A 26,259-nucleotide genomic window follows, 5' to 3' on the forward strand; every position below is an offset into this window, starting at 1 on the left:
TAGCGGCAAAACCCGCGCATCAGCTACGCTTTCAACGGATAGCGGAGCTGACGTAACGGATTCAAAGCCTTGCGCGGGCACCCACAATCAAACCGCGTCGGCATGCCGCCACACCACCCGTAGAATTAATCGAGAAAACAATTAAGCGGCTGAAAAATCGAAATTTTTCGCCAATTTTGATGCATCTCATAAATCCAGAAAAAATTCGGCGCGATAATTGCGCCTGAGAAAATTTGCTCAGGCTCGTTCCCTCCCGTGGATCCGCCCCCAGGAACGGCACGAACGGCAGAAGCCGTTTCACCCGCATGTAACCAACCCCTTTGAGCGAAGCTGCGAGAGAAAACCGAACAAGGCGGCGGGCCAGACCGTTGAGGCAAGTAGCCACGCCCTCGCGGCCACGGTCAGGCAACCGGAGCCCGAGCAACCCGGAAGCGGCGACAAGACTCTGACGGGGCGCCAGCCCCATACGACAAAGGTAAGGCCCAATGCCCCTTGAAGCCCCCTCAATCCTCAATCTTCACGACGACCACGTGAACTTCAAACTGGGCTTCGGCGCAGTGGCGCTCGATGCCAGCAGCACTCAGGTCGACAACCGCGTGCTGAGTTCGGTCGCCGCAACGGTGACAGATGGCGACAGTGCCGACTTTGACGGCGGCGCCCTCACCGTCACCATCGTCAGCGGCGAAATCGCCGCCGAAGACCTTCTGACACTCGACACCAGCGGAACCGTCTCGCTTTCCGGCTCGACCGCCGGCTCGAACGTCCTTGTCGACGGCACGGTCGTCGGCACGCTCGGCAACGACATCGGCGTCGGCAACGACCTCGTCATCAATTTCAACGCAAACGCCAATCCGACGACCGCAACGACACTCGTCCAGGCGCTGCAATACGACAATACGAACGCAACCGACCCCGACACCGACCCGCGCACCATCCGCGTCACCATCAGCGACGGCGATGGCAGCACATCGGCCAACGCCGATGTCGAACTGCGCGTCACGACACCGGCGACAGGTTCGTTCGTCGATACCAACCAGGCGCTCGGCAGCAGCAACAGCGACGCCATCGCCTTCGGCGACGTCGACGGTGACGGCGACCTCGACGCCCTCGTCGGCAACAACGGCATCGATCGGCTTTGGCTGAACGACGGTAGTGGCACCTTTACCGATTCAGGACAGGCGATCGGACCTTACGAAGGAACGGAACAGGTCGCCCTCGTCGACATAGACGGTGATGGCGACCTCGATGCGGTCACCGGCGGCGATTCGATCAAGGTCTACACAAACAACGGCTCCGGCACCTTCACCGAAGTCACCAGCATCGCCGGCCACAATGCCTGGGATATGGGCGTCGGCGACCTGAACGGCGACGGCAATGTCGACCTGATGCTCGGCAATTTCGGCGCCGCCAATACCGTCTGGTTCGGCAATGGCGCCGGTGGATTTTCAAACAGCGGCCAAAGTCTCGGCTCCAACGACACCCGTTCACTTGAACTCGCCGACCTCGACGGCGACGGCGACCTCGACGCCCTCGAAATCGTCAAGGATTCCGGCGCCTATCTATGGATCAACGACGGCTCGGGCACTTTCTCCGGCGGCAGCCTCGCCATCGCCCACACCGATCCGCGCTGCGTTGCGCTCGGCGACGTCGACGGCGACGGCGATATCGACGTCTTCATCAGCGACTGGGACACCCCGAACCAGGTCTGGCTGAATGACGGCTCCGGGTCGTTCACCGATTCCGGCCAGACGATCGGCGGCGTAGAGACGTATGAAGTCGCTCTGGAAGACATCGACGGCGACGGCGATCTCGACGCGATCGTGACGTCCTACAACACCAATACCAAGGTCTACTTCAACGACGGCAGCGGAACCTACACCGACAGCGGCCAGACGCTCATCAGTGCCTACGGCCAGGGCCTCGCGGTCGGCGATCTCGACAATGACGGCGATCTCGACATCATGATCGGCAACTATTCGAGCGTCGCCAATGACGTCTTCCTCAACAACAATGATCCGGTGCTGGTCAATCTGCACGGTGACGCTCTCGCCTACACCGAAGGCGACGGCGCGCAGGTGATCGAGGAAGGCGGCGACGCGGCCGTCAGCGATTCCGACTCGACCGATTTCGATCTCGGCACCCTGACGGTTTCGATCTCGGCCGGCCTCGACAACGCGGAAGACCTTCTCGCAATCCGCAACCAGGGCACAGGCGCCGGTCAGATCGGCGTGTCGGGCTTGGATGTGACCTATGAAGGCACCGTGATCGGCACCTTCGTCGGCGGCGCCGGCGGCACCGATCTCATCGTCACCTTCAATTCGAGCGTCACTGCGGCGGCGTCTTCCGCGCTGATCCGCAACATCACATTCGAGAACGTCGACACGGTCGCACCGACAGAAGGCCCGCGCACCATCGACTTCACCCTCACCGATGGCGACGGCGGCAGTACCGGAACCCATTCGGCGACCGTCACCGTTTCCGGCATCAACTCGACGCCCGTGATCGCCAACCTCGATGGCGACAGCCTCGCCTATACCGAAGGCGACGGTGTCGTCGTCATCGAACAGGGCGGCGACGCCACTGTCAGCGATATCGACTCCGCCGATTTCAACGGCGGCACGCTGACCGTTTCCTTCGCGGCCGGCTCCGACGCCAGCCACGACCTGCTCCAAATCCGCGATCAGGGCACAGGCACCGGGCAGATCGGCCGCAACCTCGCCGACATCACCTACGAAGGCACCGTGATCGGCACCTTCACCGGCGGCACCGGCGGTGTCGACCTCGTCGTCACGCTGAACGCCAACGCCACGCAGGCCGCGACGCAGGCACTATTGCGCAACATCACCTTCCAGAATGCCGGCACTGAAGATCCGACCGAAGGCGCGCGCACGATCCGCTTCGAACTGACCGACGGAGACGGCGGCTCGACCGGCACCCATGACGCGACGGTCACGGTGACAGGCGTCAACGACGCGCCCGACATCGGCAATCTCGCCGGCGACGCCCTCGCCTACACCGAAGACGATGGCGCGGTGGTCATCGATCAGGGCACGGCGGCAACCGTAACGGATCCCGACTCCGCCAATCTGGAATCGGGCACCCTGACGGTTTCGATTGCCGCCGGCGGCGACACCGCCGAGGACGTGCTTGCGATCCAAAATCAGGGCACCGGCGCCGGGCAGATCGGCGTGTCGGGCTCCAACATCACCTATGAAGGCACCGTGATCGGCACGGCAGCCGGAGGTACGGGCGGCGCCGACCTCGTCGTCACATTCAATGCCAGCGCCACGCCGGAAGCGGTTGAAGCCCTCGTCCAGAACGTCACCTACGAGAACACCGACACCGACATGCCGAGCGAAGGCGCGCGCACCGTGCGGTTCACGGTCACTGACGGCGACGGCGGCACCTCGACCGCGCGCGATACGACCGTCACGGTCACGCGCGCCAACGACGCACCCGCCTTTGCCGGTCTCGACGCGACACCGGGCTACACCGAAGGCGACGCGCCGGTCGTTCTCGACGCCGACGCGACCGTCTCCGACATCGAGCTCGACGCGGCTAACGGCGGCAATGGCGACTATGACGGTGCAACGCTCACCGTCGAGCGCAACGGCGGCGCCAATGCCGACGATGTGTTCTCGTTTGCCGCGATGGCGAATGTCACAGTTGTCGGCAGCAATCTGGTCAAGGACGGCCTCATCATCGCCACCTACACCAGCACCGGTGGAACGCTGGCGATCACCTTCACCAACGGCAATGGCGGCACGCCGACCACGGCCGTTGTGAACGAGATCGTCCAGGCAATCTCGTATCGCAATCCGTCGCAGGATCTGCCGGTCGGCGCGACGGAAGCCGTCACACTCGACTTCACCCTGAATGACGGCACCGACAGCGGAACCGAGTCACTCACGCTCACCCATACCGGCATCGACAGCAACGACGTCATCAACGGCACGCCCGGAGACGACAGCCTTTCCGGCGGCATCGGCCGCGACACGATGAACGGCTTCGCCGGCGACGACACACTCCGCGGCGACGGCGGCAACGACAGCATCATTGGCGGCACCGGCGCAGACCTGCTTGACGGCGGAACCAACGACGACACGCTGCTCGGCGGCGACGGAGACGACACCCTCATCGGCCGCAACGGCAACGATCACCTGCAGGGCGACACCGGCGTCGATACCGCAACCTTCGTCGGAGCCACGGACATCACCGTCGATCTTCGTGTGACTGTCGGTCAGGACACCGGTCAGGGCATCGACACGCTCACCGGGATCGAGAACCTCACCTCCGGCGGCGGCAACGACCGGCTCGTCGGCAAGGCGGATGCCAACAGGCTTGCAGGCAACAATGGTAACGACACCCTGATTGGCCTTGGCGGCAACGATCTGCTGTTCGGCGGAGACGGCAATGACAGCCTGAAGGGCGACTACGGCGCCGATGTGCTACGCGGCGGCAACAACAACGACACGCTCGAGGGCGGCGCCGGCAACGACCGGCTCTATGGCGACGATGGCACCGACAAGGCGGTCTTTGCAGGGGCTGCCGACATCACGGTTGACCTCCGCGTCACCGGCGCTCAGAACACCGGCCTTGGTAACGACACGCTGCTCGACATTGAAAATGTCGCATCCGGAACGGGCGACGATCAGCTCACCGGACACGCCAGCGCCAACTGGATTGCTGGGAATGCCGGCAACGACATCCTGAAAGGCCTTGGCGGCAACGATACGCTGCTCGGCGGCAACGATGCCGACAAGCTATACGGCGGCAACGGCAACGACGTCCTGCGCGGCGGCGGCGGCAACTATACGCTTACCGGCGACGCGGGAAATGACACGATCGACGGTGACGCCGGTGTCGACATGGCAACCTTCCTTGGCTCCAATGACATCACGGTGGATCTGCGCAAGACGGCCGCGCAGGACACCGGTCAGGGCACGGACAAACTGCTGCAGATCGAAAACGTCACCTCGGGCGCCGGCGACGACTTGCTGATTGGCAAGTTGGGAGCAAACAGGCTGGCCGCGAACAACGGCAGCGACACGCTCAGAGGCCTCGGCGGCGACGATACGCTGTTTGGCGGCGGCGGCCAGGATACGCTCGATGGCGGCACCGGACGCGACATACTCAGAGGCGGATTGGGAAATGATCTGCTGATCGGTGCGGCTGGCAACGACACCCTGTTCGGCCAGGGCGGTGGCGACACCTTCCGCTTCAACGACGGCTTCGGTCGCGATCGGATCATGGACTTCGTGTCCGGGACCGACGTGATCGATCTGCGGCCCTATGCAGGCCTGTCGAGCTTCAGCGATCTGAGAATCCGCGAGAACGCGGACGGCGACGCTGTGGTCGACCTGGGCACTGATGAAATCACCGTCGTCGGCTTCGCGGCCAGCGATCTCGACGCGGGCGACTTCATGATCTGAAGCGCTTTCCCAAAAAGTTGACAGACTTTTTGGATTGGAAAACGCGACAGGGCAATTCGTTAGAGCATTTTGCGGATTCAGTCTGAAGCAAAACGATCTGGCCGGAGTTCAGCCGAACGGCTGTGTCGGCTTATGTCGCGCGGCGATCGTTCCCCGCCACACCCCTGGCGGGGAAAGGATCGCTGCAAGACATATCAATCAGTGCAGGCGCAGCCACTCGCGCGCAGCGCGCTGAGCCTCGGCAACTTCCGACGACGACATTTCCGCGGCAATCTCCTGGCGATAGCAGACCGCTTCGCGCTTGCCCTTCATCGCGGCGAGATTGAACCACTTGTGTGCTTCGACCAGATCGGACGTACCGTTACGGCCGGTCGAATAATTCATGCCGAGCCGGAACAGGATATCTCCACTGGCGTCTTCCTGTCCCAGCGCCGCCATCGTTGCATCGTTGATCTCCAAACGAGCCATGACACTCTCCCAAGTCCTTTCTTCAGGTAAGGCCTGAAAACCCCACGACTTTTCAACGTCGTAATGTCTTCGAGTGTGTGGCAGTCGCTTGAATCGCGAGTTAAACAACAGCCTTAATTTTACTCAAATAAAGCACAAATTGTTCGTAAATTTCACAGTCTATTAAAGCTGATTCCGTGAATCGTCTTTTGGATTCAAGGTGCGAAACAAACAATTTCACACAATCATTTCACCGATCATTAAGCATGGACTCGAAACCACGCGGGAATTTTCGGGCCGCGATTTCCGTCCGGTAAGGCATCAAACGCTCTCACAGGGCGGATAACAGGCGCCGTCCGACGTTTCACATGCGCGTCATGGAGGCGCGCTTGGATGGGCGGATGTGATCGAAGAAGGAGTCGTGGAATGCCGTTTCGCACTTACCTTGCCGTCCTCGCCGTCACTGGGCTGTCACTCAGCACGGCCGCCCGGTCGGACGACAGTGTCCTGCGCGGCTTCTGGGAGACCAAGGACAAGGCGACGATCGAGATCGCGCCCTGTGATTCCGGCCTGTGCGGGACGCTCGTCGACTTCATCCTGCCGCCCGGCATCACCCGCGAGCGCGCAATCGACAGGAACAACCCCGATCCGGCAATGCGCGCGCGCTCGCTCTATGGCGTCCATGTGCTGGAAGACATTACACCAACGGCGCCGCAAACCTGGGAAGCAGAAATCTACCTGCCGAAGAACGGCATCCTCACCGACGCGACCATCACCGTCGAGACCCCCGATACCATCAAGCTCACGGGATGCGTCCGGGTCGCCTTCAAGATCTGCCAGGACGAAATCTGGACGCGCAAGAACTGAGCGGCGTCGAAACAAACTGGCCGAAAGCCCGCCTAGTCCTCGGTCCGCTCAGTGCCTTCGCGGTCGCGCTCACAGTGACGGGCGAGCGGGAACGGCGGCAGCCAGGCCTCGCGGCGGATCGTCCAAAGCTCATAGGTCGGCAGGAACTGATCCGGCGCGTCGAGCGCCCCGAGATGCACCTCGATCTCATCGCCGCTGCGCGAGAACACCGACGACCCGCAACGGGGGCAGAAATGCCGCCCCTCATAAGCGTGCGTCTCGCCCTCGAGCGTCACAGCGTCTTCGGGGAATATCGCAGAGGCGTGGAAAAGCGCGCCATGATGCTTGCGGCAATCGAGGCAATGGCACAGGCCGACCCTGTACGGACGGCCTGAAGCCTTGAGCCGAACGCGGCCGCACATGCAGCCGCCCGTCACCTGATCCATGACGCCCTCCTCCGCTCACCAAGCGGCGGCAAGACGCGCCGGATGGAATGTCAGCGCGCCTTCTGCCCGAACAGCACCGATTGCGCGTCCTTGTCCTTGGCGAGATCGAGATTACGCCGATGTTCGGCGCCAACCGCAAGTCCCCGCTCGACGGCCGGACGCGCCAGCATCGTCTCGAACCAACGCTTCAGGTGCGGGAAGTCATCAAGATCCTGGCCCTGCCGGGCGTAAGGCTTGATCCAGCCGACCGCCGCCATGTCGGCGATCGAATAGTCGCCGGCAAGGAAATCCCGGTCGGCGAGACGCTTGTTCATCACCCCGTAGAGCCGATTGACCTCATTGGTGTAGCGTTCGATGGCGTACGGCACCTGCTCCGGCGCGTATTGCCGGAAGTGATGCGCCTGACCGGCCATCGGACCAAGACCGCCCATCTGCCACATCAGCCACTGCTCGACCTCGACCCGGCCACGCTCGTCGGTCGGGTAGTACTTACCGAACTTGCGCCCGAGATATTGCAGGATCGCGCCGGATTCGAACACCGAGATCGGCTCGCCCCCCGGCCCTTCCAGATCGACGATGGCGGGCATGCGGTTGTTCGGCGAAATCGCCAGGAAAGACGGCTCGAACTGTTCGCCCACGCCGATATTCACATAGTGAACCTCGTAGGGCACGCCGAGTTCTTCCAGCATGATGGAAATCTTCCAGCCGTTCGGCGTCGGCCAGTAGTAAAGGGCGATGGGTTCTTTCTGCGTCATGTCTGGAGGCTCCCCGGCAGGTGTTTGCGAGCATTGTCGACCCTAAATAGGACCACCGGCGACGCACCTCAACGGGTCACCCTTCCTGGGGTCGTGCCGCTCGCGCAGTTGTGAAGTCGGCGATGGTAGCACCATCATCCTCACCCTCCCCGGCAAGTTCCACGGCAAAGGCCTCAGCGCGGCGGATCACGGCTTCGGGCCCGGTCTCCGCCGGCGTCGCGAACAAGCCGCTGCGCATCGCAATGCGCCCGACCAGCGGCGACGCCGTCCAGGAAATGACCAACGGGGCGAAGATCAGCGGCACCGCGATCGGCCACAGCCAGATCAGGATTTTCGGCGCGAAGAACCAGCCGAGCAGAGCACCGATACCGCCGGCGAGCATCATCCACCAGCTCGCTGCAAAGCCTGTCGCAAGTCTGACCGACCCGTCGGCCCGGTTCGCCGCCGGCCAGCCGGCATCGCGTCCCATCAGCACCTGCATGACTGACCGGCTCTGGAACATCATGTTGATCGGGGCAATCACACTCGACAGGACCAGCTCGATAGCGGAGCCGACAAACACCGCGAAGCGGCCGCGATAGGCCGAGAGGTCCTCCTGCCAGAGCGCGCGCACCAACATCAGGGCTTTCGGCAGGATCAGCAACGCGACAATGCCGATGATGAGAGCAATCGCCTTGCCGGTCTCGGGATAGGGAAAGATCGGCACGCCGCTTCCCTCGGTCGGGAAATAGACCGGCGCCGGCGCAACAATCAGCGCGGTCAGGCTGGTGACGAGGAACAACAGCCACATGGGAGAGGCGAGATAGGCGAGGATGCCCTGCACCAACGCCACGCGACTCCAGAACGGCAGCCCCTCCGTCGGCAGGACCCGGCTATGCTGCAGATTGCCCTGGCACCAGCGCCGGTCGCGCTTGGCGTATTCCAGAAGATTGGCCGGCGCTTCCTCGTAGGAGCCGACCAGATCCGGATCGAGCCGAACCTTCCAGCCGGCCCGCGCCAGCAAGGCCGCCTCGACGAAATCATGGCTCAGCACGTCGCCGCCGAAAGGCGGCTTGCCCGGCAGCGAAGGAAGCCCGCAACTCTCGGCAAAGGCGCGCACCCGGATCAGCGCGTTATGCCCCCAGAACGGCCCGTCACGCCCCTGCAGGGCGGAGACACCGCGCGAGAAGATCGGCGAATAGAAGGCGGAGGAAAATTGCAGCGCGCGGCCGAACAGCGACGTGCGCCCGATCACCACCGGCACCGTCTGCAACAGCCCGAGTTCGGGATCGCCATCCATCCGGCGGACCATCTCGAGGATCGTCTCGCCGCGCATCAGGCTGTCCGCATCGAGCACCAGCATCGAGGTGTAGGCGCCGCCCGAGGCGGTCACGAAACTCTTGATGTTACCCGCCTTGCGGCCGGCATTGGGGGAGCGATGACGGTAGAAGATGCGGTTGCCAACGCCGTAGCGGGTGACGATGGCACGAAACAGCCGCAGTTCTTCCGCTGCCCGCTCCGGCCGCGTGCTGTCGCTCAGGATATGGAAGTCAAACCAGGCGCCGAAGCCGGTCGCGGCAAGGTCGTGATACATCGCCATGACATTGGCGAAGACGACCGTCGCATCCTCGTTGTAGATCGGCACCAGAACGGCGACCCGCCCCTCCGGCTCATCGCGGCCATGCGCGAAGGCGGCAACATCGACGGGAAACAGCAAGCCGATAAAGGCGGTACAGGCACCCCAGGCGAGCCAGCCGCTCGACAGGGCAAGCAGAACGAGACGGATCGCGTCCAGGACATCGAAGCCGTCAGAACCGACGACCCCGTAGAACAGCATGACGCCGATCGCCGTAAGGCAGACAGTCAGGATTGCGGCCGCAAGGCGCCGCACGACAATCGCCATCATCGAAGCTGCCCGAAAAGAGCGGACATATTGGGTCGGTTTCCTTCGCTATGAGCAGAACGATCAGGCGGCTTTTTCGCGCCGCCACGGCAACCATGAACGCCGGACGGCCGGCTGGCGGACACGTCCGAGCGGCTGCTCCGGCATCGCCATCGGCGAAAACGGCGCAGGGAACGCAATGGCTGCGACGAGCGCTGCCACGACATCGGGCGCGACGGCTCCACGCACCACGGAACCCGCTTCGATACCGTCCATGCCGAGGCGCACGATCGCGTCGGCGATGAGGTCACGCACCGTCTCAGGCGCCAGATCTTCCCGCCCGACCCGGCTCGCGAACGCGCGATAGGGCTGGTCCAAGAAGGCTTCGCCGTCGTCCGGCAGAATAGAAAGAACGTGTGCGTGAACCGTCATTCGACACTCCATTGATAGAGCCAGGTTTCACTCAGTCGCTGATCATTGAACCGAAGGAAGGAACGCAATTCGACCGGGTTGGTTCCATCCCGCTTAACATCGAGAACGAGACGCCAGCGCCCTTCCCGCTTCAACGGCTGCAGAACGCTGTCGACAATCGACCCGTTACTGCATTCGACCTCAGGAGTAAGGCGGCTTTCTGGCGGCAGCGAGGCAAGCATGCCGTCGGCGAAATCGATGACGAATTTGCGCACTGCCGGATCCTTGCGCAGCACCGGTGTCGTTGCATGGCCGGAACGGGTCGCCACCACACGGGCCAGATCGGCATTCCCATGCGGCTGGTCGCCCCAATACATGCGGTAGCTGTATTCCCGCGCCTCGCCGGCGGCCGGCGCCGCTTCCGGCTGCCAGAAGGCGACGATGTTGTCGTTCGCCTCGCTCTTGCTCGGGATTTCGGCCAGCACCACACGCCCCTGCCCCCAGGTCCCCTGCGGTTCGATCCACAGCGACGGCCTACGGTCGTATTGGGCCTCGAGGTCCTGGTAATTATTGAAGTCGCGATCGCGCTGCTCCAGCCCGAACCCGCGCGGATTGGCGACCGAGAAGAAGGAAACGCGAAGCGACGGCGGATTGCGCAGCGGACGGAACACCTGCTCGCCATCGCCATTGACGATCGCCAGCCCATCGCTGTCGTGTACTTCCGGCCGGTAATCGTCGAAGCCGGCACGCTCGTTCTCGCCGAACAGGAACATGCTGGTGAGCGGCGCGACGCCGAGCCGCTCCACGCCATCGCGGAAGAACAGCCGCGCCGTGACATCGACGACCGTCGACGAACCCGGCTGGATCGTGAACGCATAGGCGCCCGTCACGCTCGGTCCTTCGAGCGTCGCCCACAGCCGCATGGCCGTCGCCCCGGCCGCCGGGCGCTCCAGATAGAACGAGGTGAATGCCGGAAACTCCTCGCGCGTGTCAGACGCCGTGTTGATCGCCAGCCCGCGCGCGGACAACCCGTAGATCGAATTGCGTCCCAGCGAACGGAAATAGCTGGCACCGAGGAAGGAAATGAGCTCATCGCGATAGTCGGGCCTGTTGAGCGGATAATGCAGGCGGAAACCGGCAACGCCCGGCAGCTCAAACCCGGCGAACTGCGCAGGGTCGAGCGGGGCGCGGTATTCGAAGTCGGCCGCCGTATAGACCACTGGATTGGCCCGTCCGTCGACAACCTCGAACAGTTGAACCGGCCGTTTGAACAGCCAGCCGGGGTGGAACGCCTGCGCCTCATAGGCAGACTCGCTCCCCCGCCAGAGCGACCGGTCGGGCCGATAGCGGATCGCACGATACTGGTCGTAGGAAAAATCCTTGAGAAGGTCCGGCAGTTTCGGCTCGCCGCCGGCCCACTCGGTTGCGGCCGCCGACTGCATCTGTTGGCTCAACTTATCGAACGAAAACTCCGAGCCCGCCGGCGGCGCTGCCTCATCGGCAAACACCGGCAACGCAACCCCCGCGCCCGCCAAAACCAACAGGCTGACACTGCCGTTCAAGAACCGGCGTCGATCCATTCCTTCGCCACCCCCAGGCCCGCCCCGAGGGCAGCCAGATTTCAATCAACGAAAACAGCCTAGTGACCAAAATACGGCAAAAACACGGTCGTCTTCGTGCGCCCGGCCAACTTGCTGACCAGCCGAAAAGCGATCGATATTTATGTCATCCGCGCTGCAGCGCAAGAGGAATAAAACGCCCTCGTATACAAGCAGAAAACCGGTTGCATACAATGCCGCCTTCTGCGGCGCACACATGGCCGATTTGCAAGCAAATGCCCGCTGAAAGGGCACGGAATTCCCGCATTCTGGATGGGTTTCGACAAGTGCCTGCGTGCAACCATGCCGCCGGCGCGAACGCGCGCATGGGCCGGATAGGCAGGAGCGGCACATAACCGCAGGTGCCAGACACTATGGCAGGCGGAACGGAGGGCCGGCAGAACCGGGTTTGACGCGTGCAAAACGTCGGCGGCGCCAATCGGGCGCGCACCGCGTGTCCTGCTCTCGGGCGAAAAATGCCGCGCCGGCCGGCAGCCTATTCGAGGCCGATCTTGTCCTTGAGCAGCTGATTGACCGCCTGCGGATTGGCCTTGCCCTGGCTCGCCTTCATCACCTGGCCGACGAACCAGCCAAGCAGGCCCGGCTTCTCGCGCGCCTGCTCGACCTTTTCCGGATTGGCGGCAACGATCTCGTCGACGATCGCCTCGATGGCGCCGAGATCGGTGACCTGCTTCATGCCGCGCTCTTCGACGATCTTGGCCGGATCACCGCCTTCGGCCCAGACGATCTCGAACAGATCCTTGGCGATCTTGCCGGAAATCGTGCCGTCCTTGACGAGATCGATGACGGCGCCGAGCTGTTCGGCCGACACCGGCGAGGTCTCGATGTCGAGGCCTTCCTTGTTGAGGCGGGCAAAGAGCTCGTTGGTCACCCAGTTCGCCGCCTGCTTGGAGTCGCGGCCGGCAGCAACCTTCTCGAAGAAGTCGGCAGCGATCTTCTCGACGACGAGAATGTCGGCGTCGTAGGGCGTCAGGCCGTAATCGGCGATGAAGCGCGCGCGCTTCTCGTCCGGCAGCTCCGGCAGCCCTTCCTTCAGTTCCTCGACATAGGCCTCGGTAAACTCGAGCGGCAGCAGGTCCGGATCCGGGAAGTAGCGGTAGTCGTGCGCCTCTTCCTTGGACCGCATCGAGCGCGTCTCGCCCTTGTTCGGATCGAACAGGCGGGTTTCCTGCGCGATCGAGCCGCCGTCTTCCAGAATACCGATCTGGCGCCGCGCCTCATAGTCGATGGCCTGGCCGGCGAAACGGATCGAGTTGACGTTCTTGATCTCGCAACGGGTGCCGAATCCCTCGCCCGGACGGCGCACCGAGACGTTGACGTCGGCGCGCAGATTGCCCTTGTCCATGTCGGCATCAGACGTGCCGAGATAGCGCAGGATGGTGCGCAGTTTGCCGATATAGGCCTTGGCCTCGTCGGCCGAGCGCATGTCCGGCTTCGACACGATCTCCATCAGCGCCACGCCCGAGCGGTTCAGGTCGACATAGGACTTCGTCGGGTGCATGTCGTGGATCGACTTGCCGGCGTCCTGCTCCAGATGCAGCCGCTCGATGCCGACGCGGATTTCCTCGCCGTCAAGCTCCAGAAACACCTCGCCTTCGCCGACGATCGGCTGCTTGAACTGCGAGATCTGGTAGCCCTGCGGCAGGTCCGGATAGAAATAGTTCTTCCGGTCGAACACGCTCTTGCAGTTGATCTCCGCCTTCAGCCCGAGCCCGGTGCGGATCGCCTGGCGCACGCACTCCTCGTTGATCACCGGCAGCATGCCCGGCATCGCCGCGTCGACCAGCGACACGTGATCGTTCGGCGCACCGCCGAATTCCGTCGAGGCGCCGGAGAACAGCTTCGCTTCCGATTGCACCTGCGCATGCACTTCCAGACCGATGATGATCTCCCAGTCGCCGGTGGCGCCTTTGATCAGGTTCTTCGGATCGGTGGTACGGGTGTCGACGAGAGTCATGGGATGCCTTGAATGCTTGGGAGAACCATGGATACCCGCGAAAGGTATTCACGGCCTTCCTTTAGCGCAATGCGGCACAGGGTGGAAGGCAGAAGGAGCGGATGATGGGCGGGATACTCGTTCGGTCACCGAGCGCGACGCGCGCGGGCGCCTCTCTCGTCTGAGGCACTGTACCGCTCTGGTCAACCCCTGGACTCTTCCCTCGTAATCCTCCGGAATCTCTCCTCGTCATCCTCCGGTCAAGCCGGAGGATGACGTGGGCGGGAGAAGCGAGCGCCTGTTACATCGCAATCCACACACCCCGCCGAAAGGGACATTGGCCCCCGGGTCAAGCCCGGGGTGACGGGGAGCGCCTGGATCGCGTGCCTTCTCTCGATCGCCTATTCGGACAAAAAGCCCCGCCCCTCACAACTCCAGCGTCATGTAGACGCTGAACGGGTCGTAGACATAGTCCGCGAACGGCCCGCAGCGGGTGAAGCCATGGCGTTCATAGAGCGCCAGCGCGGGGTGGAACGGCTCCGGCGAGCCGGTCTCGAGGCTGAGCCGGGCGTAACCCCGTCGCCGCGCTTCGTCGAGAATGTGCGCGACGAGCGTCGCCGCGATCCCCTTGCCGCGATGTTCCGCGGCCGTGTGCATCGACTTGATCTCGCCATGGGCGCCGTCGAGTTCCTTCAGCGCCCCGCAGCCGACCAGATCGTCACCGTCCCACACGCACCAGAACGTCACCTCCGGCTTGCGCAGACCATCAAGATCGAGCGCATGCACGCTTTCGGGCGGCGTATGCGCGCGCATCGTATCGAGATGGCGTTCCAGCAGACCGATGATCGCCGCGCTCTTCAGTTCACGATCGACAGCAATCGTCAGGCTCATGCAGCCTCCTGCCCGCGTTCGGCGGCTGCCTGCGCCAGCAGTTTCTTCTGGTAGCGCGACTGCACCAGATCGACGATCACCATGACGCCGATCACGAAGTAGAAGGTCGATTTGGCCATCGGCTCGACCGCATAGCCGAACAGGTGCAGATGGCCGAGATGACCACCCTCCGACAGCAGCATGACACCGACGATGAACAGGATGAACAGGCCGAGCACCTCATACATCCGGTTCTTCTTGAGGAACTCCGACACGTAGTCGGCAAGGAAGATCATCATCAGACCGGAGATGACGATGGCCGTCGCCATCACCCAGAACACCTTGGTCAGCGCCAGCGCCGACAGAATCGAGTCGAAGGAAAAGACGAGGTTCATCAACACGATCCAGACAATCGCGGAAATCACCGAGCGGCTGTTCCTTTTCTGGTGATCGCCGATCTCCTCGATCACCAGCATGTGCGAGATCTCCTTCATCGCGGTGTAGATGATGAAGGCGCCACCGACGAGCACGATCACGGTGTGGACGTTGAACGAGCCTTCGAGCACGCCTGTCCAGTGGATCGACGCGAACGGTTCCTGAAAGTACTGGATCGCCTGCATGACGACGAAGAGCAGAATGAGGCGCAGGATGATCGCGAGCCCGATACCCATGCGGCGCACGAAGGCCTGACGGTCCGCTGCGACCCGCTTCGATTCGATCGAGATGTAGAGCAGGTTGTCGAAGCCGAGCACCGCCTGCAAAAGCACCAGCATGGCAAGCGTGAACCAGTTATCGATCGAAAAGACGGCTTCCATGCCTCATTCCCTCATACGTTTCAGCGTGCCCCAAGTTTCGAAAACGACCACAAGCCCGGCGCAATGACAAGCCGAAAGAATGTGCAAAGGGAATTGCTTAGCCGTCGCGATCGATCTTGCCGCTGCGCATCTTCTTGATACCGCCGCGCCGGTTTTTCGCTTCAAGTCGGCGCTTCTTGGAGCCGAGCGTCGGCTTGGTCGGAACGCGATATTTCTTCTCGATGGAAGCCTTTTCGATCATCGAGACGAGACGGGCAATCGCGTCCTCGCGATTCTGCTCCTGGGTGCGGAAGCGGTCGGCGGTCAGCACGATGACGCCGTCCTTGGTCAGCCGCGAGCCGGCGATTTTCTCCAGCCGCCAACGCACCCGATCCGTCAGCGACGGCGAGTGCCGCGCATCGAAGCGAAGCTGTACTGCGCTCGACACCTTGTTGACGTTCTGCCCGCCCGGTCCGCTCGCCCGGATAAAGGAGAGAACGATCTCGCTTTCGTCGATGCTGATCCTGTCGGTGACCCGGATCATCCGATCCCTCCCCTGAATGCCCCGTGAGGCACCTTCACGCCTTCGCCAGAACGCGGTCGAGATCGGCGATCAGATCGTCCGCGTCTTCCAGCCCGACCGAGAAGCGGAACATCCCATCGCCCGCAAAGGCGCGATAGCTCTCGGCCGCTGCGCCTTCGAGATGAAACGATGTCTCAATGAGGCCGTCGGTCGGCATCCAGAAGATCAGGCTGCGCTGATGGCCGAGCGACACCGCGTAGTGAATGATCTCGAGCTCCTCGATCATCACTTCGGCGAGCGACGCGCCATCGCCGACCTGAAAGGTCAGCATGCCGGAGAAGTTGGCCATCTGACGCTTCGCCAGATCGTGCTGCGGATGCGACGGCAGACCCGGATAGATAACGCGGCTGACCTTCGGATGCGCTTCCAGATACTCCGCGACCTTCAGCGCGGTTTCGGCATGCGCCCGCATGCGCAGCGGCAGCGTCGCCATCCCGCGCATGATCAGCCAGGCATTGAACGGGCTGATGATGCCGCCATAGTGGATGCCCGCCTCGACGTTGAGCGCCTGCATGGCATCCGCATTGCCAAGCACCGCCCCGCCAAGCGCGTCGCCATGGCCGCCGAGATATTTCGTCAGCGAGTGCACCACGTAGTCGCAGCCGAGTTCGATCGGCCGCGTCGCGATCGGCGTCGCGAAGGTCGAATCGACGGCAAGCTTTGCCCCGCCCGCACGGGCGACCTCTGCCAGCGCCGAGAGGTCGGTCAGCCGCAGGATCGGATTGGCCGGCGTTTCGGCATAGACAAGCTTCGTTGTTGGCCGTATCGCCGCCGACACCGCCGCAAGATCGGACATATCGACCGGCGTTACCTCAATGCCGAAACGCGGCAGGGTCTCGCGCACCAGCTCGGCGACGCCCGCATAGGACACGTCACTGATCACCACATGATCGCCCGCCGACAGCAGGCTGAAGAACAGCGCGCTCGCAGCCGCCATGCCGCTCGCGAAGGCGACACAGCCCTCCGCGCCTTCAAGCGCGGCGAGCTTGGCCTCGAGCTGACGCACGGTCGGGTTTCCCCAGCGGGTGTAGAGGTAAGGCGAGTCAGGAGTCAGATCGTGGGCGGAAAAGCCGGCCACCTCGTCGACCACATAGGTCGTCGACATGGCGATATTGGGCGCCGAAGCTCCTGTCGCCGGATCGGGAACCTCACCGCCGTGAATGGCGAGCGTCCGCGTTCCCACCGGCCGGTTGTGCCCTTTGATCGTCATCGAATATCCCTCACAAACTGACGTGCCACAGGCTCAGCTCTTTCCAAGCAGTGCGTCGGCAATCTCCCGCCATTCGTCTTCAAGCGCCACCTGACATTCAGGCCGCCCGGCCTGCCGGTACCAGTAGCCGGCGTTCCACAAATCGCCCTCGACGCGATGCAGATAGGCGTGCACCCAGGCGGCGTCGCGCCCGGGATCGTCCTGCACGATGCGGTGCGCCCGGTCCCAGTCGCCGCGACCGGCATGCCACAGCCCGGCCAGCGCTGGCGAAAGCCCGTCCGGTGCGTTTGCCGCATCTGCATCGAAAAATCGTTCCCGGATATCGCTCATCGCACCCTCAGGCCTCACCCGGCACCTGTTTTCCCGTGTCCGGCAGCCCCGTTCAACCCCGCGGCGGGAATTGATCAGGCACCTCCGCCGCGTGCGCGGAAACGACGCGCGCGAAGCCCTGCTCGCATTAATTGCAGGCGATGGACTCAAATACCGTTTAAATTGTATATTTTCCCATCACCACCCGAAGTTACCCGCCCCGCGCGTTCGCGCGACCATAACAAGGAATTCCGGCACGATGCGTATCCTTCATGCCCTCGCCGCCACCGCCCTCGTTCTCGGCGGCTGCGCCACCGTCACCCGCGGCACCACAAATGACGTCACCTTCCTCTCGACCCCGTCAGGCGCGGAAGTACGCACATCGACAGGACGGGTGTGCACCACGCCGTGCACGCTGAAGATCGATCGCAAGGAAGAGTTCGTCGCCACCTTCACCGCGCCGGACTATCCGCCCGTCGAGGTCGAGGTGGTCACCAAGGTCGCCAATGCGGGCGCGGCGGGTTTCGCCGGCAATGTGCTCGCCGGCGGCGTCATCGGCATGGGGGTCGATGCTGCAACAGGATCGACGCTGGAGCATGTGCCCAATCCGATCCACATCGACTTCACAAAGGGCGGAGCGCTGATCGAGAAGACACTGGGCGAACCGCAACAGTTGGCTGCGCCGACATCCTGACGAGATCGATCGCAGCCCTTCCCAATTCCGCCGCATTGGCGCTACAAGCAGGGACGAATTCAACGCTGGTGGCGCGATCCCGCGCCGCCTCAGGATCGGACCTGATCGATGCGCCTGTTCGCCAGTCTTCTCGCGCTCACGCTGCTTGCCGCCTGTTCATCGGTGCGCGCTCCCGAGCTGCCACCGCCTGAGGGCACAAAGGTCTATTCCGATGCCAACACCGACATCTACATGTCGGGCGGCATCAGCATGGAAATGCGCACGGACTAAAAAGCCCGCGCCGAACCAGCGCGGGCTTTCAATTCAGCTTCGATACCGAACACCATTGCCCGGCCGGGCCTTGCAAACCCCTACCACCACTTGGTCGGCGTGAAACGCCCGGCTGCGTCCTCGATCACCTTGGCAGTGCGGAACAGCGTGCCCTCGTCGAACGGGCGGCCGATAAGCTGCAGGCCGAGCGGCAGACCCTTGGCGTCGAGCCCGGCCGGCACCGAAATGCCCGGCAGGCCGGCCATGTTGACCGTGACGGTGAAGACGTCGTTCAGGTACATCTCGACCGGCGAGGCCGTTGCCATCTCGGCGATGCCGAAGGCCGCCGACGGAGTTGCCGGCGTCAGGATCGCGTCGACACCGGCGTCGAACGCCAGCTCGAAGTCGCGCTTGATCAACGTGCGGACCTTCTGCGCGCGCAGGTAATACGCATCGTAATAGCCCGCCGACAGCACGTAGGTGCCGATCATCACGCGGCGCTTCACTTCCGCGCCGAAGCCCGCTGAGCGCGTCTTCTCGTAAAGGTCGATGATTTCGTCGGACGCCACGCGCAGCCCGTAGCGAACGCCGTCGTAACGCGCGAGATTCGACGAGGCCTCTGCCGGTGCGACAATGTAATAGGCCGGCAGCGCGTATTTCGTGTGCGGCAGCGTGATGTCGACGATCTCCGCGCCGGCGTCGCGCAGCATGTCGGCACCCTTCTGCCACAGCGCCTCGATCTCCGCCGGCATGCCCTCAACGCGGTATTCCTTCGGAATGCCGATCTTCATGCCCTTCACCGACTGGCCGATCGCCGCCTCGTAATCCGGCACCGGCACGTCGACCGAGGTGGTGTCCTTCAGGTCCACCGAGGCCATCGATTTGAGCATGATCGCCGCGTCCTGCACGGTCTGGGCAATCGGGCCGGCCTGGTCGAGCGACGAGGCAAAGGCAACGATGCCCCAGCGCGAGCAACGGCCATAGGTCGGCTTGATGCCGACCGTGCCGGTAAACGCGGCCGGCTGGCGGATCGAACCGCCCGTATCGGTACCGGTCGCACCGGCGCAAAGCTGCGCGGCGACCGCCGATGCGGAGCCACCGGACGAACCGCCTGGAACCAGATCGGCGTTGGAGTCCTTCGCCCGCCACGGGCTTTTCACCGGTCCGTAGTAGGAGGTCTCGTTCGACGAGCCCATGGCGAACTCGTCCATGTTCAGCTTGCCGAGCATCACCGCGCCATCGGCCCACAGATTGGACGTCACGGTCGACTCGTAGGTCGGCTTGAAGCCGTCGAGGATGTGGCTGCAGGCCTGCGCATGCACCCCCTCGGTGCAGAACAGATCCTTGATGCCGAGCGGCACGCCCTCGAGCGGCCGTGCCTCGCCCGCCGCGATCCGCGCGTCGGAGGCCGTCGCCATCTCGCGCGCCTTGTCCGGCGTCACCGCCACATAGGCGTTCAACACCGGATTGGCGGCTTCGATCGCGCCGAGATAGGCGTCGGTCAGTTCAACAGCCGAGAATTTCTTGGCGCCGAGCCCGTCGCGGATTTCGGCAATGGTCAGTTTGGTCAGTTCGCTCATTGCAACGCCCCCGCTTACTCGACGACTTTCGGCACGACGAAGAAGTTGTCTTCGCTCTCCGGCGCGTTCGCCGTCACCCGCTCGGGATATCCGCCGTCGGTCACACCATCGACGCGCTTGCGCATGGTGGTGTCGACCACCGACGTCATCGGCTCTACGCCGTCGACGTCGACCGCGTCCAATTGCTCAACGAAGCCGAGGATGGCGTTCAGTTCGCCGGTCATCTTGCCGGCTTCTTCTTCGGTGATGGAAATCCGCGCCAGATGGGCAACGCGCTTCACGGTGTCGGTATCGACGGACATGGATCGACAATCGCTTCCGTTGGAATGAGAGGGACTGATGCGGACGCGGGCGCACGCGCGGTGAACCCGGCCACACGCCCGGCTATATCACCCCAAGTGTGCGCCGCGCAACGCGCCCTCCCCGCAACGGGCAAGCCAATCGCCACATTGCTGCGAATGAAGCCGTCTCACGACGCGGAATGGCCCCGCTCCGCCATCCGCTCGGCGGCAACAATACGGAGGCATTCGGGGCAGTAGCAGCCCTGCACCGCGTCACCCTCGACCGGCAGCGGCATGCGGAACTCCTCGCCCATGCACCAGCACGACCCGGTGCCGGCCCCGCAGGTAAAGGTCGTGCCACAACGCGGACAGACCGATGCGTTGCCTTCCGACATGCCGCCTCCGTTTCTTGCGACGCCCGGCGCCTACAGCGTGATCGCCTCGCCGATCTTCATCTCGCGCACCGAGGACGCCTTGTCGCCCATCTGCACCATGAACTTCGCGGTATCCTGATCGATGATCGGGAACGTGCCGTAGTGACAGGGAATGACAGTGTCGAAGCGGAAGAATCGCCGCGCCGCCAGCGCCGCACTCTTCGCGCCCATGGTGAAACGGTCGCCGATCGGCAGGATGCCGATCTTCGGCTCGTAGAGCTCGTGGATCAGCGCCATGTCGGAAAAGATGTCGGTGTCGCCGGCGTGATAGAGCGTCTTCTCGCCGGGAGCGGCGATCACCACGCCGTGCGGATTGCCGAAATAGATCGGCGGCTGCCCGTTCATCTGCGACGACGAGGAATGGTGCGCCACCGTCAGCGAGACCGAGAACGGGCCGACATCGACGGTGCCGCCGGAATTCATCGGGTTGACCGATTCGACGCCCTCGGCAGCCGCCCACATGCAGATCTCGAAATTGCTGGTGAGCAGCGCGCCGGTCGCCTTGCAGATCGGGATAGCGTCGCCGATGTGATCGTCGTGGCCGTGGGTGAGCACCACATGGGTCACGCCCTCCGACGCGGCCTCCACCGTGCCCTCATAGAGCGGATTTCCGCTCAGGAACGGATCGATCAGGATCGACGCGTCCTTGATGTCGATACGAAAAGCCGAATGCCCGAACCAGGTCAGTTTCATCTTTCTTCCTCCGTCGGCGCCAGCGCCTGCGCAAAGCCATACAGTGACTCCTGCGCAAAGCCATACAGTGACTATAGAGGCGTCGGCGCGGCCATCAACGACCCGTTGACGGGATACCGCGACATTTGCCGGGACAAGCTCACGCCCGCCGTGCTAGAGCCGAAACATGGCTACCGATCCCGCCCTTTCCATTGAAGAATTCGCCACCCGGCTCGGTCCGAATGCCCGCCTGCTGGGCCTCGACCTCGGCACCAAGACAATCGGACTTGCGCTCTCGGATGTGAGACGCGGCATTGCCACCGCGATGAAGACTCTGAAGCGGGTGAAATTCACCAAGGACGCACAGGAACTGCTGGCCGTGTGCGCCGAGCATGACGTCGGCGGGTTGGTCATTGGCCTGCCGCTCAATATGGACGGCTCGGAGGGCCCGCGCGTCCAGGCAACCCGCGCCTTCGTGCGCAATCTGTCGGCGTTGACCGATTTGCCCATCGCCTATTGGGACGAGCGCCTGTCGACGGTTGCCGCCGAACGGGCGATGCTGGCGGCCGATATTTCACGTGCCAAACGGGCCGAAAAGATCGACGCGACCGCCGCCGCTTTCATCCTGCAGGGCGCCCTCGACCGCCTTTCTCGACTCGGCTGACCACCATGCTCGCCGCCTTCGATGCCCTTCTTCCGGTTCTGCTCGTGATCGCCGTCGGCGCGGTGCTGCGCTCGCGTGCCCTGCTGACCCCGGACCAGTGGATCGGCTTCGAGAAGATCGCCTATTATGTGCTCTTCCCGGCGATTATTATCCACACCTTGTCCACAACGGATTTCGGCTCGGTTCCGGCCTTTCCCCTTGGTTTGACGCTATTTCTGGCGATCCTGACCATGGCCGTCATCGTGCTTGCCCTGCATCGGCTGATCGTCGGCCCGCTCGGGCTCACCGACGCCGCCTTCACCTCGGTTTTCCAGGGGTCGATGCGCTGGAACACACCCGTCGGCATCGCCATGGCCGGCGCTCTCTACGGGCGCCCGGGCGTGGCGCTGATCGCGGTTGCCATCATCGCCATGATTCCGACGTTGAACGTGCTGTGTGTCGGCGCACTGGTCCGTTACGGCAATGCCGAACGGCTGCCGTTCAAGGCGATCGTGCTCGATCTCATCCGCAATCCGTTCATCTGGTCCTGCGCAGTCGGGATCGCCATCAATTTGAGCGGCCTCACCCCGCCGAAACAGGTGCTCGGCGCGCTTGAGTTGATGGGAAGGTCGGCACTTGCCGCCGGTCTGCTGGCCGTTGGCGCCGGGTTACGGCTGTCGACGCTGGCCCGTCCGAAACCAGCGCACCTGCTCTCATCGGCCTTGCGGCTCACGGGCATGCCGCTTCTCGCTGCCGGTTTCGGGGCGATCTTCGGGCTCGAACCGATGGCGCTCGGCGTCGCCATCGTCGCCATGTCGGTCCCGACGTCGACCGGCGCCTATCTGCTCGCCCGCCAGATGGGTGGCGATCACGAACTGATGGCGGAAATCATCACGCTGCAGTCGATCGTGGCGATCGTCACGATGCCGGTCGCGATCGCCGTTCTGGCGCCTACTTCATTGTGAGCAGCGCCCGACTCAATCCACTCCGCTGGCCCTCACGATCCGCGTCATCCAGCCCTCACTCGCGTCATCCTCCGGCTTGACCGGAGGATCGGCCAGCGACCAGCGCAACGCGAGTAATTGACAGGAAAGAGATCGGCCTATTCACAAAGAAAGACCGCCCGAATGGAGAACGATCCTCCGGTCAAGCCGGAGGATGACGTGGGAGAAAACCCCAGATCACAAATCCATGCCGACTGTAGGGGACTACACCCGACCCACGCACTCCCTCGTCACCCCGGACTTGATCCGGGGCCTAATGCCCATCTCGGCACGGTAGCCCAGCAAAATAGCAACGCTCGTGTTGCTTCGCGAACCCTTCCACCTGCCGCCAACGCCATTGGATGCCGGGTCAAGCCCGGCATGACGACGAAGGGGATGATCGTAGGGTCGATGACAGCTCCGCTCGCCTACGCCGGGAAAATGTAGTCGACGAGGCCCGCCGCCTCGAAGCGACCATCGAGCATGCCGTAGGTCGCCCGCCACTGTCCGCCGAGGCGGGAATAGAGGAAGGCATCGCCGATGCCGCGCGGCAGGAAGCGGCGCAGCGCGGCAGCCGCCGCCGTCAGCGCCAGTTGCTCGGTCAGAATACGCGCCGAACCGATATCATCGCTGCACGCCTTGGCCGCCGCCTTCAAGACGTCGACCGACACCAGAGAATGCTCGCCGAGATCCGACTTGATGTCATCGAGCACCAGGTCAAGCACCTCCGGCTCGCGTTCGAGCGCCCGCATCACATCGAGGCACATGACATTGCCCGAGCCCTCCCAGATCGCGTTGACCGGGGCCTCGCGGGAGATGCGGGCAAGATCGCCCTCTTCGATGTAACCGTTGCCGCCAAGGCATTCCATCGCCTCGGCGATCAACGGCGGCGCGCTCTTGCAGATCCAGTATTTCGCAGCCGGCGTCATCAGCCGTGCAAATGCCGCTTCCGTCTCGCTTTCCGCCCGCCCGTCAAAGGCGTGCGCCAACCGCATCGAAAGCGCGGTAGCCGCCGCCACGTCGAGCGCCATATCGGCCAGAAGCCTGGTCATCAGCGGCTGTTCGACAAGCGGCCTGCCGAAAACATGGCGATGCCGCGTGTGATGGACGGCGCGCGCGAGTGCTGCCCGCATGAGCCCGGCGGACGACACCGCACAGTCGAGCCGCGTCAGCGTCACCATCTCGATGATCGTCTTGACGCCCGCGCCCTCCTCGCCGACCAGCCAGGCACCGGCGCCTGAAAACTCCACTTCCGACGACGCATTGGAGCGGTTGCCGAGCTTGTCCTTCAGTCGCTGCAGCTTCAGCCCGTTGACCTCGCCATCCGGCAGGAAGCGCGGCATCAGGAAACACGACAGACCCTCCGGCGCCTGCGCAAGAACCAGGAAAGCATCGCTCATCGGCGCCGACAGGAACCATTTGTGCCCGGTCAAGCGGTAGAGACCATCTTCGCCGCGCTCGGCGCGCGTCGTGTTGGCGCGCACATCCGTGCCGCCCTGTTTCTCGGTCATGCCCATGCCGAGCGTCAGCGCGATCTTCTTCTCCGCCGGCAGGAAGCGATGGTCGTAGCGCCGCTCGACGACGCCGCCGCCCCATTTGGCGATGAGATTCGGCTCCGTCTGCAAGGTCGCCAGCGCCGCGTTCGTCATCGTCATTGGACACAGATGTCCGCATTCGAGCTGCGCCATCAGATAATAGCGCGCCGCGCGCAACTGGAACCGCCGTCCGGCTTCGGCCCCGCCCCGCTCGAATGTCGAACAATGCAGTCCGGCCTCGGCGCTGCGCCGCATCAACGCGTGATAGGCGGGATGATAGTCGACCGTGTCGAGCCGGCGCCCCTGCGCATCATGGGTGCGAATCCGCGGCACATTTTCATTGGCGAGCCGCGCCATCTCGGCGGCTTCCTGCGAACCGCAATAGGCGCCGAGCTTGGCCAGTTCGCCCTCGCTCTGCGGGTCCAGAACCCCGTCGAGAACGGTGCGCAGAACCGGGTCCGTCTTCAACAGATTGCGCCCGGCATAGGCCGGCGCCTGGTTGAGAACCTCGTGCGTGTCGAAGGGCGAACCGCTCATTGCGCGAAATATCCTGTTATCCATGATCGTGGATTGCATGAGTCTAACATCATGCCATCACTTCGTGCCCAAATGGTTATCCCCCGCTTTTGCATGGCAGGGATCGAAGGAAGGTCGGTTCGCCTTGTCGCGCAGCAGCAAACTGCGTATAGACCTGATTTTGATGAGCGCACATTCTGCAACGGCCAAGACCGTCTTTCCGCACCGACATCTCCTCGGGATCGAGGGCCTCCAGCCCGACGAGATCGTGAGCCTTCTCGACCTCGCCGACGAGGCTGTCGCCGTTTCCCGTCAGGTGGAAAAGAAGAAGAGCGTGCTGCGCGGCCGCACGCAGATCAATCTCTTCTTCGAGGCCTCGACGCGCACCCAGTCCTCCTTCGAGATCGCCGGCAAGCGACTCGGCGCCGACGTGATGAACATGTCGGTCGCTTCGTCCTCGGTGAAGAAGGGCGAAACGCTGATCGACACCGCCGCGACGCTGAACGCCATGCACCCCGATATCCTCGTGGTGCGGCATCAGTCCGCCGGCGCGGTCGCGCTGCTCGCCCAGAAGGTCGGCTGCTCGGTCATCAATGCCGGCGACGGCGCGCACGAACACCCGACCCAGGCCCTGCTCGATGCGCTCACCATCCGCCGCAACAAGGGCCGCATCGCCGGCCTCACCGTGGCGATCTGCGGTGACGTGCTGCACTCCCGCGTCGCCCGCTCGAACATTCTGCTGCTCAACGCCCTGAACGCACGGGTGCGCATCATCGCGCCCTCGACGCTTGTCCCCGCCGAAGCTTCGCGCCTCGGCGTCGAGGTGTTCACCTCGATGGAAGAAGGGCTCGCCGGCGCCGACATCGTCATGATGCTGCGCCTGCAGCGTGAGCGCATGAGCGGCGCCTTCGTCCCCTCGGTGCGCGAGTATTACCGCTACTACGGCCTCGACGAGGCGAAGCTCGCCTTCGCCGACCCCGAAGCGCTCGTCATGCATCCAGGCCCGATGAACCGTGGCGTCGAGATCGATCCCGCCATCGCCGACGGTCCGCGCAGCCTCATCGAGGAACAGGTGGAGATGGGCGTCGCGGTGCGCATGGCCGTACTCGAGGCGCTCGCCGCCAACCTGCCGAACCAGTAACGCAGAGGATGC

The 26,259-nt window shown here is 63.5% G+C and carries 23 protein-coding genes; 6 read left to right on the top strand and 17 right to left on the bottom strand.

Annotated features, from left to right (window positions below; translation table 11 throughout):
• The first annotated feature begins 485 nt into the window (after positions 1-485).
• Positions 486-5,432 (top strand): hypothetical protein, encoded by a 4,947-nt coding sequence (locus tag C0606_13400; protein PLX36800.1) that lies wholly within the window; start codon positions 486-488, stop codon positions 5,430-5,432.
• 198 nt (positions 5,433-5,630) lie between these two features.
• Here the strand turns inward: C0606_13400 and C0606_13405 are convergent, their stop codons facing one another.
• Positions 5,631-5,870: a hypothetical protein gene (locus C0606_13405; GenBank protein PLX36937.1), complete on the bottom strand. Its 240-nt coding sequence runs from the start codon at positions 5,868-5,870 to the stop codon at positions 5,631-5,633.
• Between the two features lie 402 nt (positions 5,871-6,272).
• On the opposite strand from C0606_13405, the gene C0606_13410 reads away from it, so the two are divergent.
• Positions 6,273-6,746 carry a hypothetical protein gene (locus C0606_13410; GenBank protein ID PLX36801.1) on the top strand — a complete coding sequence of 158 codons (474 nt, stop codon included), beginning with the start codon at positions 6,273-6,275 and terminating at the stop codon, positions 6,744-6,746.
• A 32-nt stretch (positions 6,747-6,778) separates the two neighbouring features.
• On the opposite strand, the gene C0606_13415 is transcribed toward C0606_13410, so the two are convergent.
• The 11 genes from C0606_13415 to C0606_13465 all read right to left on the bottom strand — a co-directional run bounded on the left by C0606_13415 (position 6,779) and on the right by C0606_13465 (position 17,540).
• A complete protein-coding gene (locus tag C0606_13415) occupies positions 6,779-7,171 on the bottom strand; it encodes an aldehyde-activating protein (GenBank protein ID PLX36802.1) in 393 nt (130 codons plus the stop codon).
• A gap of 50 nt (positions 7,172-7,221) precedes the next feature.
• Positions 7,222-7,926, bottom strand: a complete 705-nt coding sequence (locus C0606_13420; protein ID PLX36803.1) for a glutathione S-transferase — start codon at positions 7,924-7,926, stop codon at positions 7,222-7,224.
• Between the two features lie 76 nt (positions 7,927-8,002).
• Positions 8,003-9,811, bottom strand: coding sequence for a glucans biosynthesis glucosyltransferase MdoH (locus C0606_13425; GenBank protein ID PLX36804.1), 1,809 nt, complete (start codon positions 9,809-9,811; stop codon positions 8,003-8,005).
• Positions 9,812-9,871: 60 nt separating this feature from the next.
• Positions 9,872-10,219, bottom strand: coding sequence for a hypothetical protein (locus C0606_13430; protein PLX36805.1), 348 nt, complete (start codon positions 10,217-10,219; stop codon positions 9,872-9,874).
• Positions 10,216-11,778: a glucan biosynthesis protein D gene (locus tag C0606_13435; protein ID PLX36806.1), complete on the bottom strand. Its 1,563-nt coding sequence runs from the start codon at positions 11,776-11,778 to the stop codon at positions 10,216-10,218. The genes C0606_13430 and C0606_13435 overlap by 4 nt, the downstream gene beginning before the upstream one ends.
• 514 nt (positions 11,779-12,292) lie before the next feature.
• Positions 12,293-13,774, bottom strand: a complete 1,482-nt coding sequence (gene gatB / locus C0606_13440) for an Asp-tRNA(Asn)/Glu-tRNA(Gln) amidotransferase GatCAB subunit B (GenBank protein PLX36807.1) — start codon at positions 13,772-13,774, stop codon at positions 12,293-12,295.
• Positions 13,775-14,179: 405 nt separating this feature from the next.
• Positions 14,180-14,644, bottom strand: coding sequence for a GNAT family N-acetyltransferase (locus tag C0606_13445; protein ID PLX36808.1), 465 nt, complete (start codon positions 14,642-14,644; stop codon positions 14,180-14,182).
• Positions 14,641-15,396, bottom strand: a complete 756-nt coding sequence (locus tag C0606_13450) for a tellurium resistance protein TerC (GenBank protein ID PLX36938.1) — start codon at positions 15,394-15,396, stop codon at positions 14,641-14,643. The genes C0606_13445 and C0606_13450 overlap by 4 nt, the downstream gene beginning before the upstream one ends.
• A gap of 139 nt (positions 15,397-15,535) precedes the next feature.
• A complete protein-coding gene (locus tag C0606_13455; protein PLX36809.1) occupies positions 15,536-15,961 on the bottom strand; it encodes an aminoacyl-tRNA hydrolase in 426 nt (141 codons plus the stop codon).
• A gap of 34 nt (positions 15,962-15,995) precedes the next feature.
• Positions 15,996-17,210, bottom strand: coding sequence for a cystathionine gamma-synthase (locus C0606_13460; protein PLX36810.1), 1,215 nt, complete (start codon positions 17,208-17,210; stop codon positions 15,996-15,998).
• A gap of 33 nt (positions 17,211-17,243) precedes the next feature.
• Complete coding sequence (locus tag C0606_13465; protein ID PLX36811.1) at positions 17,244-17,540, bottom strand: hypothetical protein; 297 nt, start codon at positions 17,538-17,540, stop codon at positions 17,244-17,246.
• A 238-nt stretch (positions 17,541-17,778) separates the two neighbouring features.
• Here C0606_13465 and C0606_13470 point away from each other — a divergent pair, with 238 nt between their 5' ends.
• Positions 17,779-18,213: a translation initiation factor 2 gene (locus tag C0606_13470; GenBank protein PLX36812.1), complete on the top strand. Its 435-nt coding sequence runs from the start codon at positions 17,779-17,781 to the stop codon at positions 18,211-18,213.
• A gap of 350 nt (positions 18,214-18,563) precedes the next feature.
• Here C0606_13470 and gatA read toward each other — a convergent pair whose 3' ends face one another.
• The 4 genes from gatA to C0606_13490 all read right to left on the bottom strand — a co-directional run bounded on the left by gatA (position 18,564) and on the right by C0606_13490 (position 21,450).
• The gene (gene gatA / locus C0606_13475; GenBank protein PLX36813.1) at positions 18,564-20,042 is read right to left on the bottom strand and encodes an Asp-tRNA(Asn)/Glu-tRNA(Gln) amidotransferase GatCAB subunit A; all 1,479 of its coding nucleotides are present in this window, start codon (positions 20,040-20,042) and stop codon (positions 18,564-18,566) included.
• A 14-nt stretch (positions 20,043-20,056) separates the two neighbouring features.
• Complete coding sequence (locus tag C0606_13480; GenBank protein PLX36814.1) at positions 20,057-20,344, bottom strand: Asp-tRNA(Asn)/Glu-tRNA(Gln) amidotransferase GatCAB subunit C; 288 nt, start codon at positions 20,342-20,344, stop codon at positions 20,057-20,059.
• A gap of 167 nt (positions 20,345-20,511) precedes the next feature.
• Positions 20,512-20,718: a hypothetical protein gene (locus C0606_13485; protein ID PLX36815.1), complete on the bottom strand. Its 207-nt coding sequence runs from the start codon at positions 20,716-20,718 to the stop codon at positions 20,512-20,514.
• Between the two features lie 30 nt (positions 20,719-20,748).
• The gene (locus C0606_13490) at positions 20,749-21,450 is read right to left on the bottom strand and encodes a metal-dependent hydrolase (protein ID PLX36816.1); all 702 of its coding nucleotides are present in this window, start codon (positions 21,448-21,450) and stop codon (positions 20,749-20,751) included.
• Positions 21,451-21,616: 166 nt separating this feature from the next.
• On the opposite strand from C0606_13490, the gene C0606_13495 reads away from it, so the two are divergent.
• Positions 21,617-22,093, top strand: a complete 477-nt coding sequence (locus C0606_13495; GenBank protein PLX36817.1) for a Holliday junction resolvase RuvX — start codon at positions 21,617-21,619, stop codon at positions 22,091-22,093.
• A 5-nt stretch (positions 22,094-22,098) separates the two neighbouring features.
• Positions 22,099-23,037, top strand: coding sequence for an AEC family transporter (locus tag C0606_13500; protein ID PLX36818.1), 939 nt, complete (start codon positions 22,099-22,101; stop codon positions 23,035-23,037).
• A 446-nt stretch (positions 23,038-23,483) separates the two neighbouring features.
• Here the strand turns inward: C0606_13500 and C0606_13505 are convergent, their stop codons facing one another.
• Positions 23,484-25,127, bottom strand: coding sequence for an isovaleryl-CoA dehydrogenase (locus C0606_13505; GenBank protein ID PLX36819.1), 1,644 nt, complete (start codon positions 25,125-25,127; stop codon positions 23,484-23,486).
• Between the two features lie 163 nt (positions 25,128-25,290).
• Between C0606_13505 and pyrB the strand changes: the two genes are divergently transcribed.
• Complete coding sequence (gene pyrB, locus C0606_13510; GenBank protein PLX36939.1) at positions 25,291-26,247, top strand: aspartate carbamoyltransferase catalytic subunit; 957 nt, start codon at positions 25,291-25,293, stop codon at positions 26,245-26,247.
• The last annotated feature ends 12 nt before the right edge of the window (positions 26,248-26,259 follow it).

This window comes from Hyphomicrobiales bacterium (genome assembly GCA_002869065.1).
GTDB lineage: Bacteria > Pseudomonadota > Alphaproteobacteria > Rhizobiales > Rhodobiaceae > Rhodobium.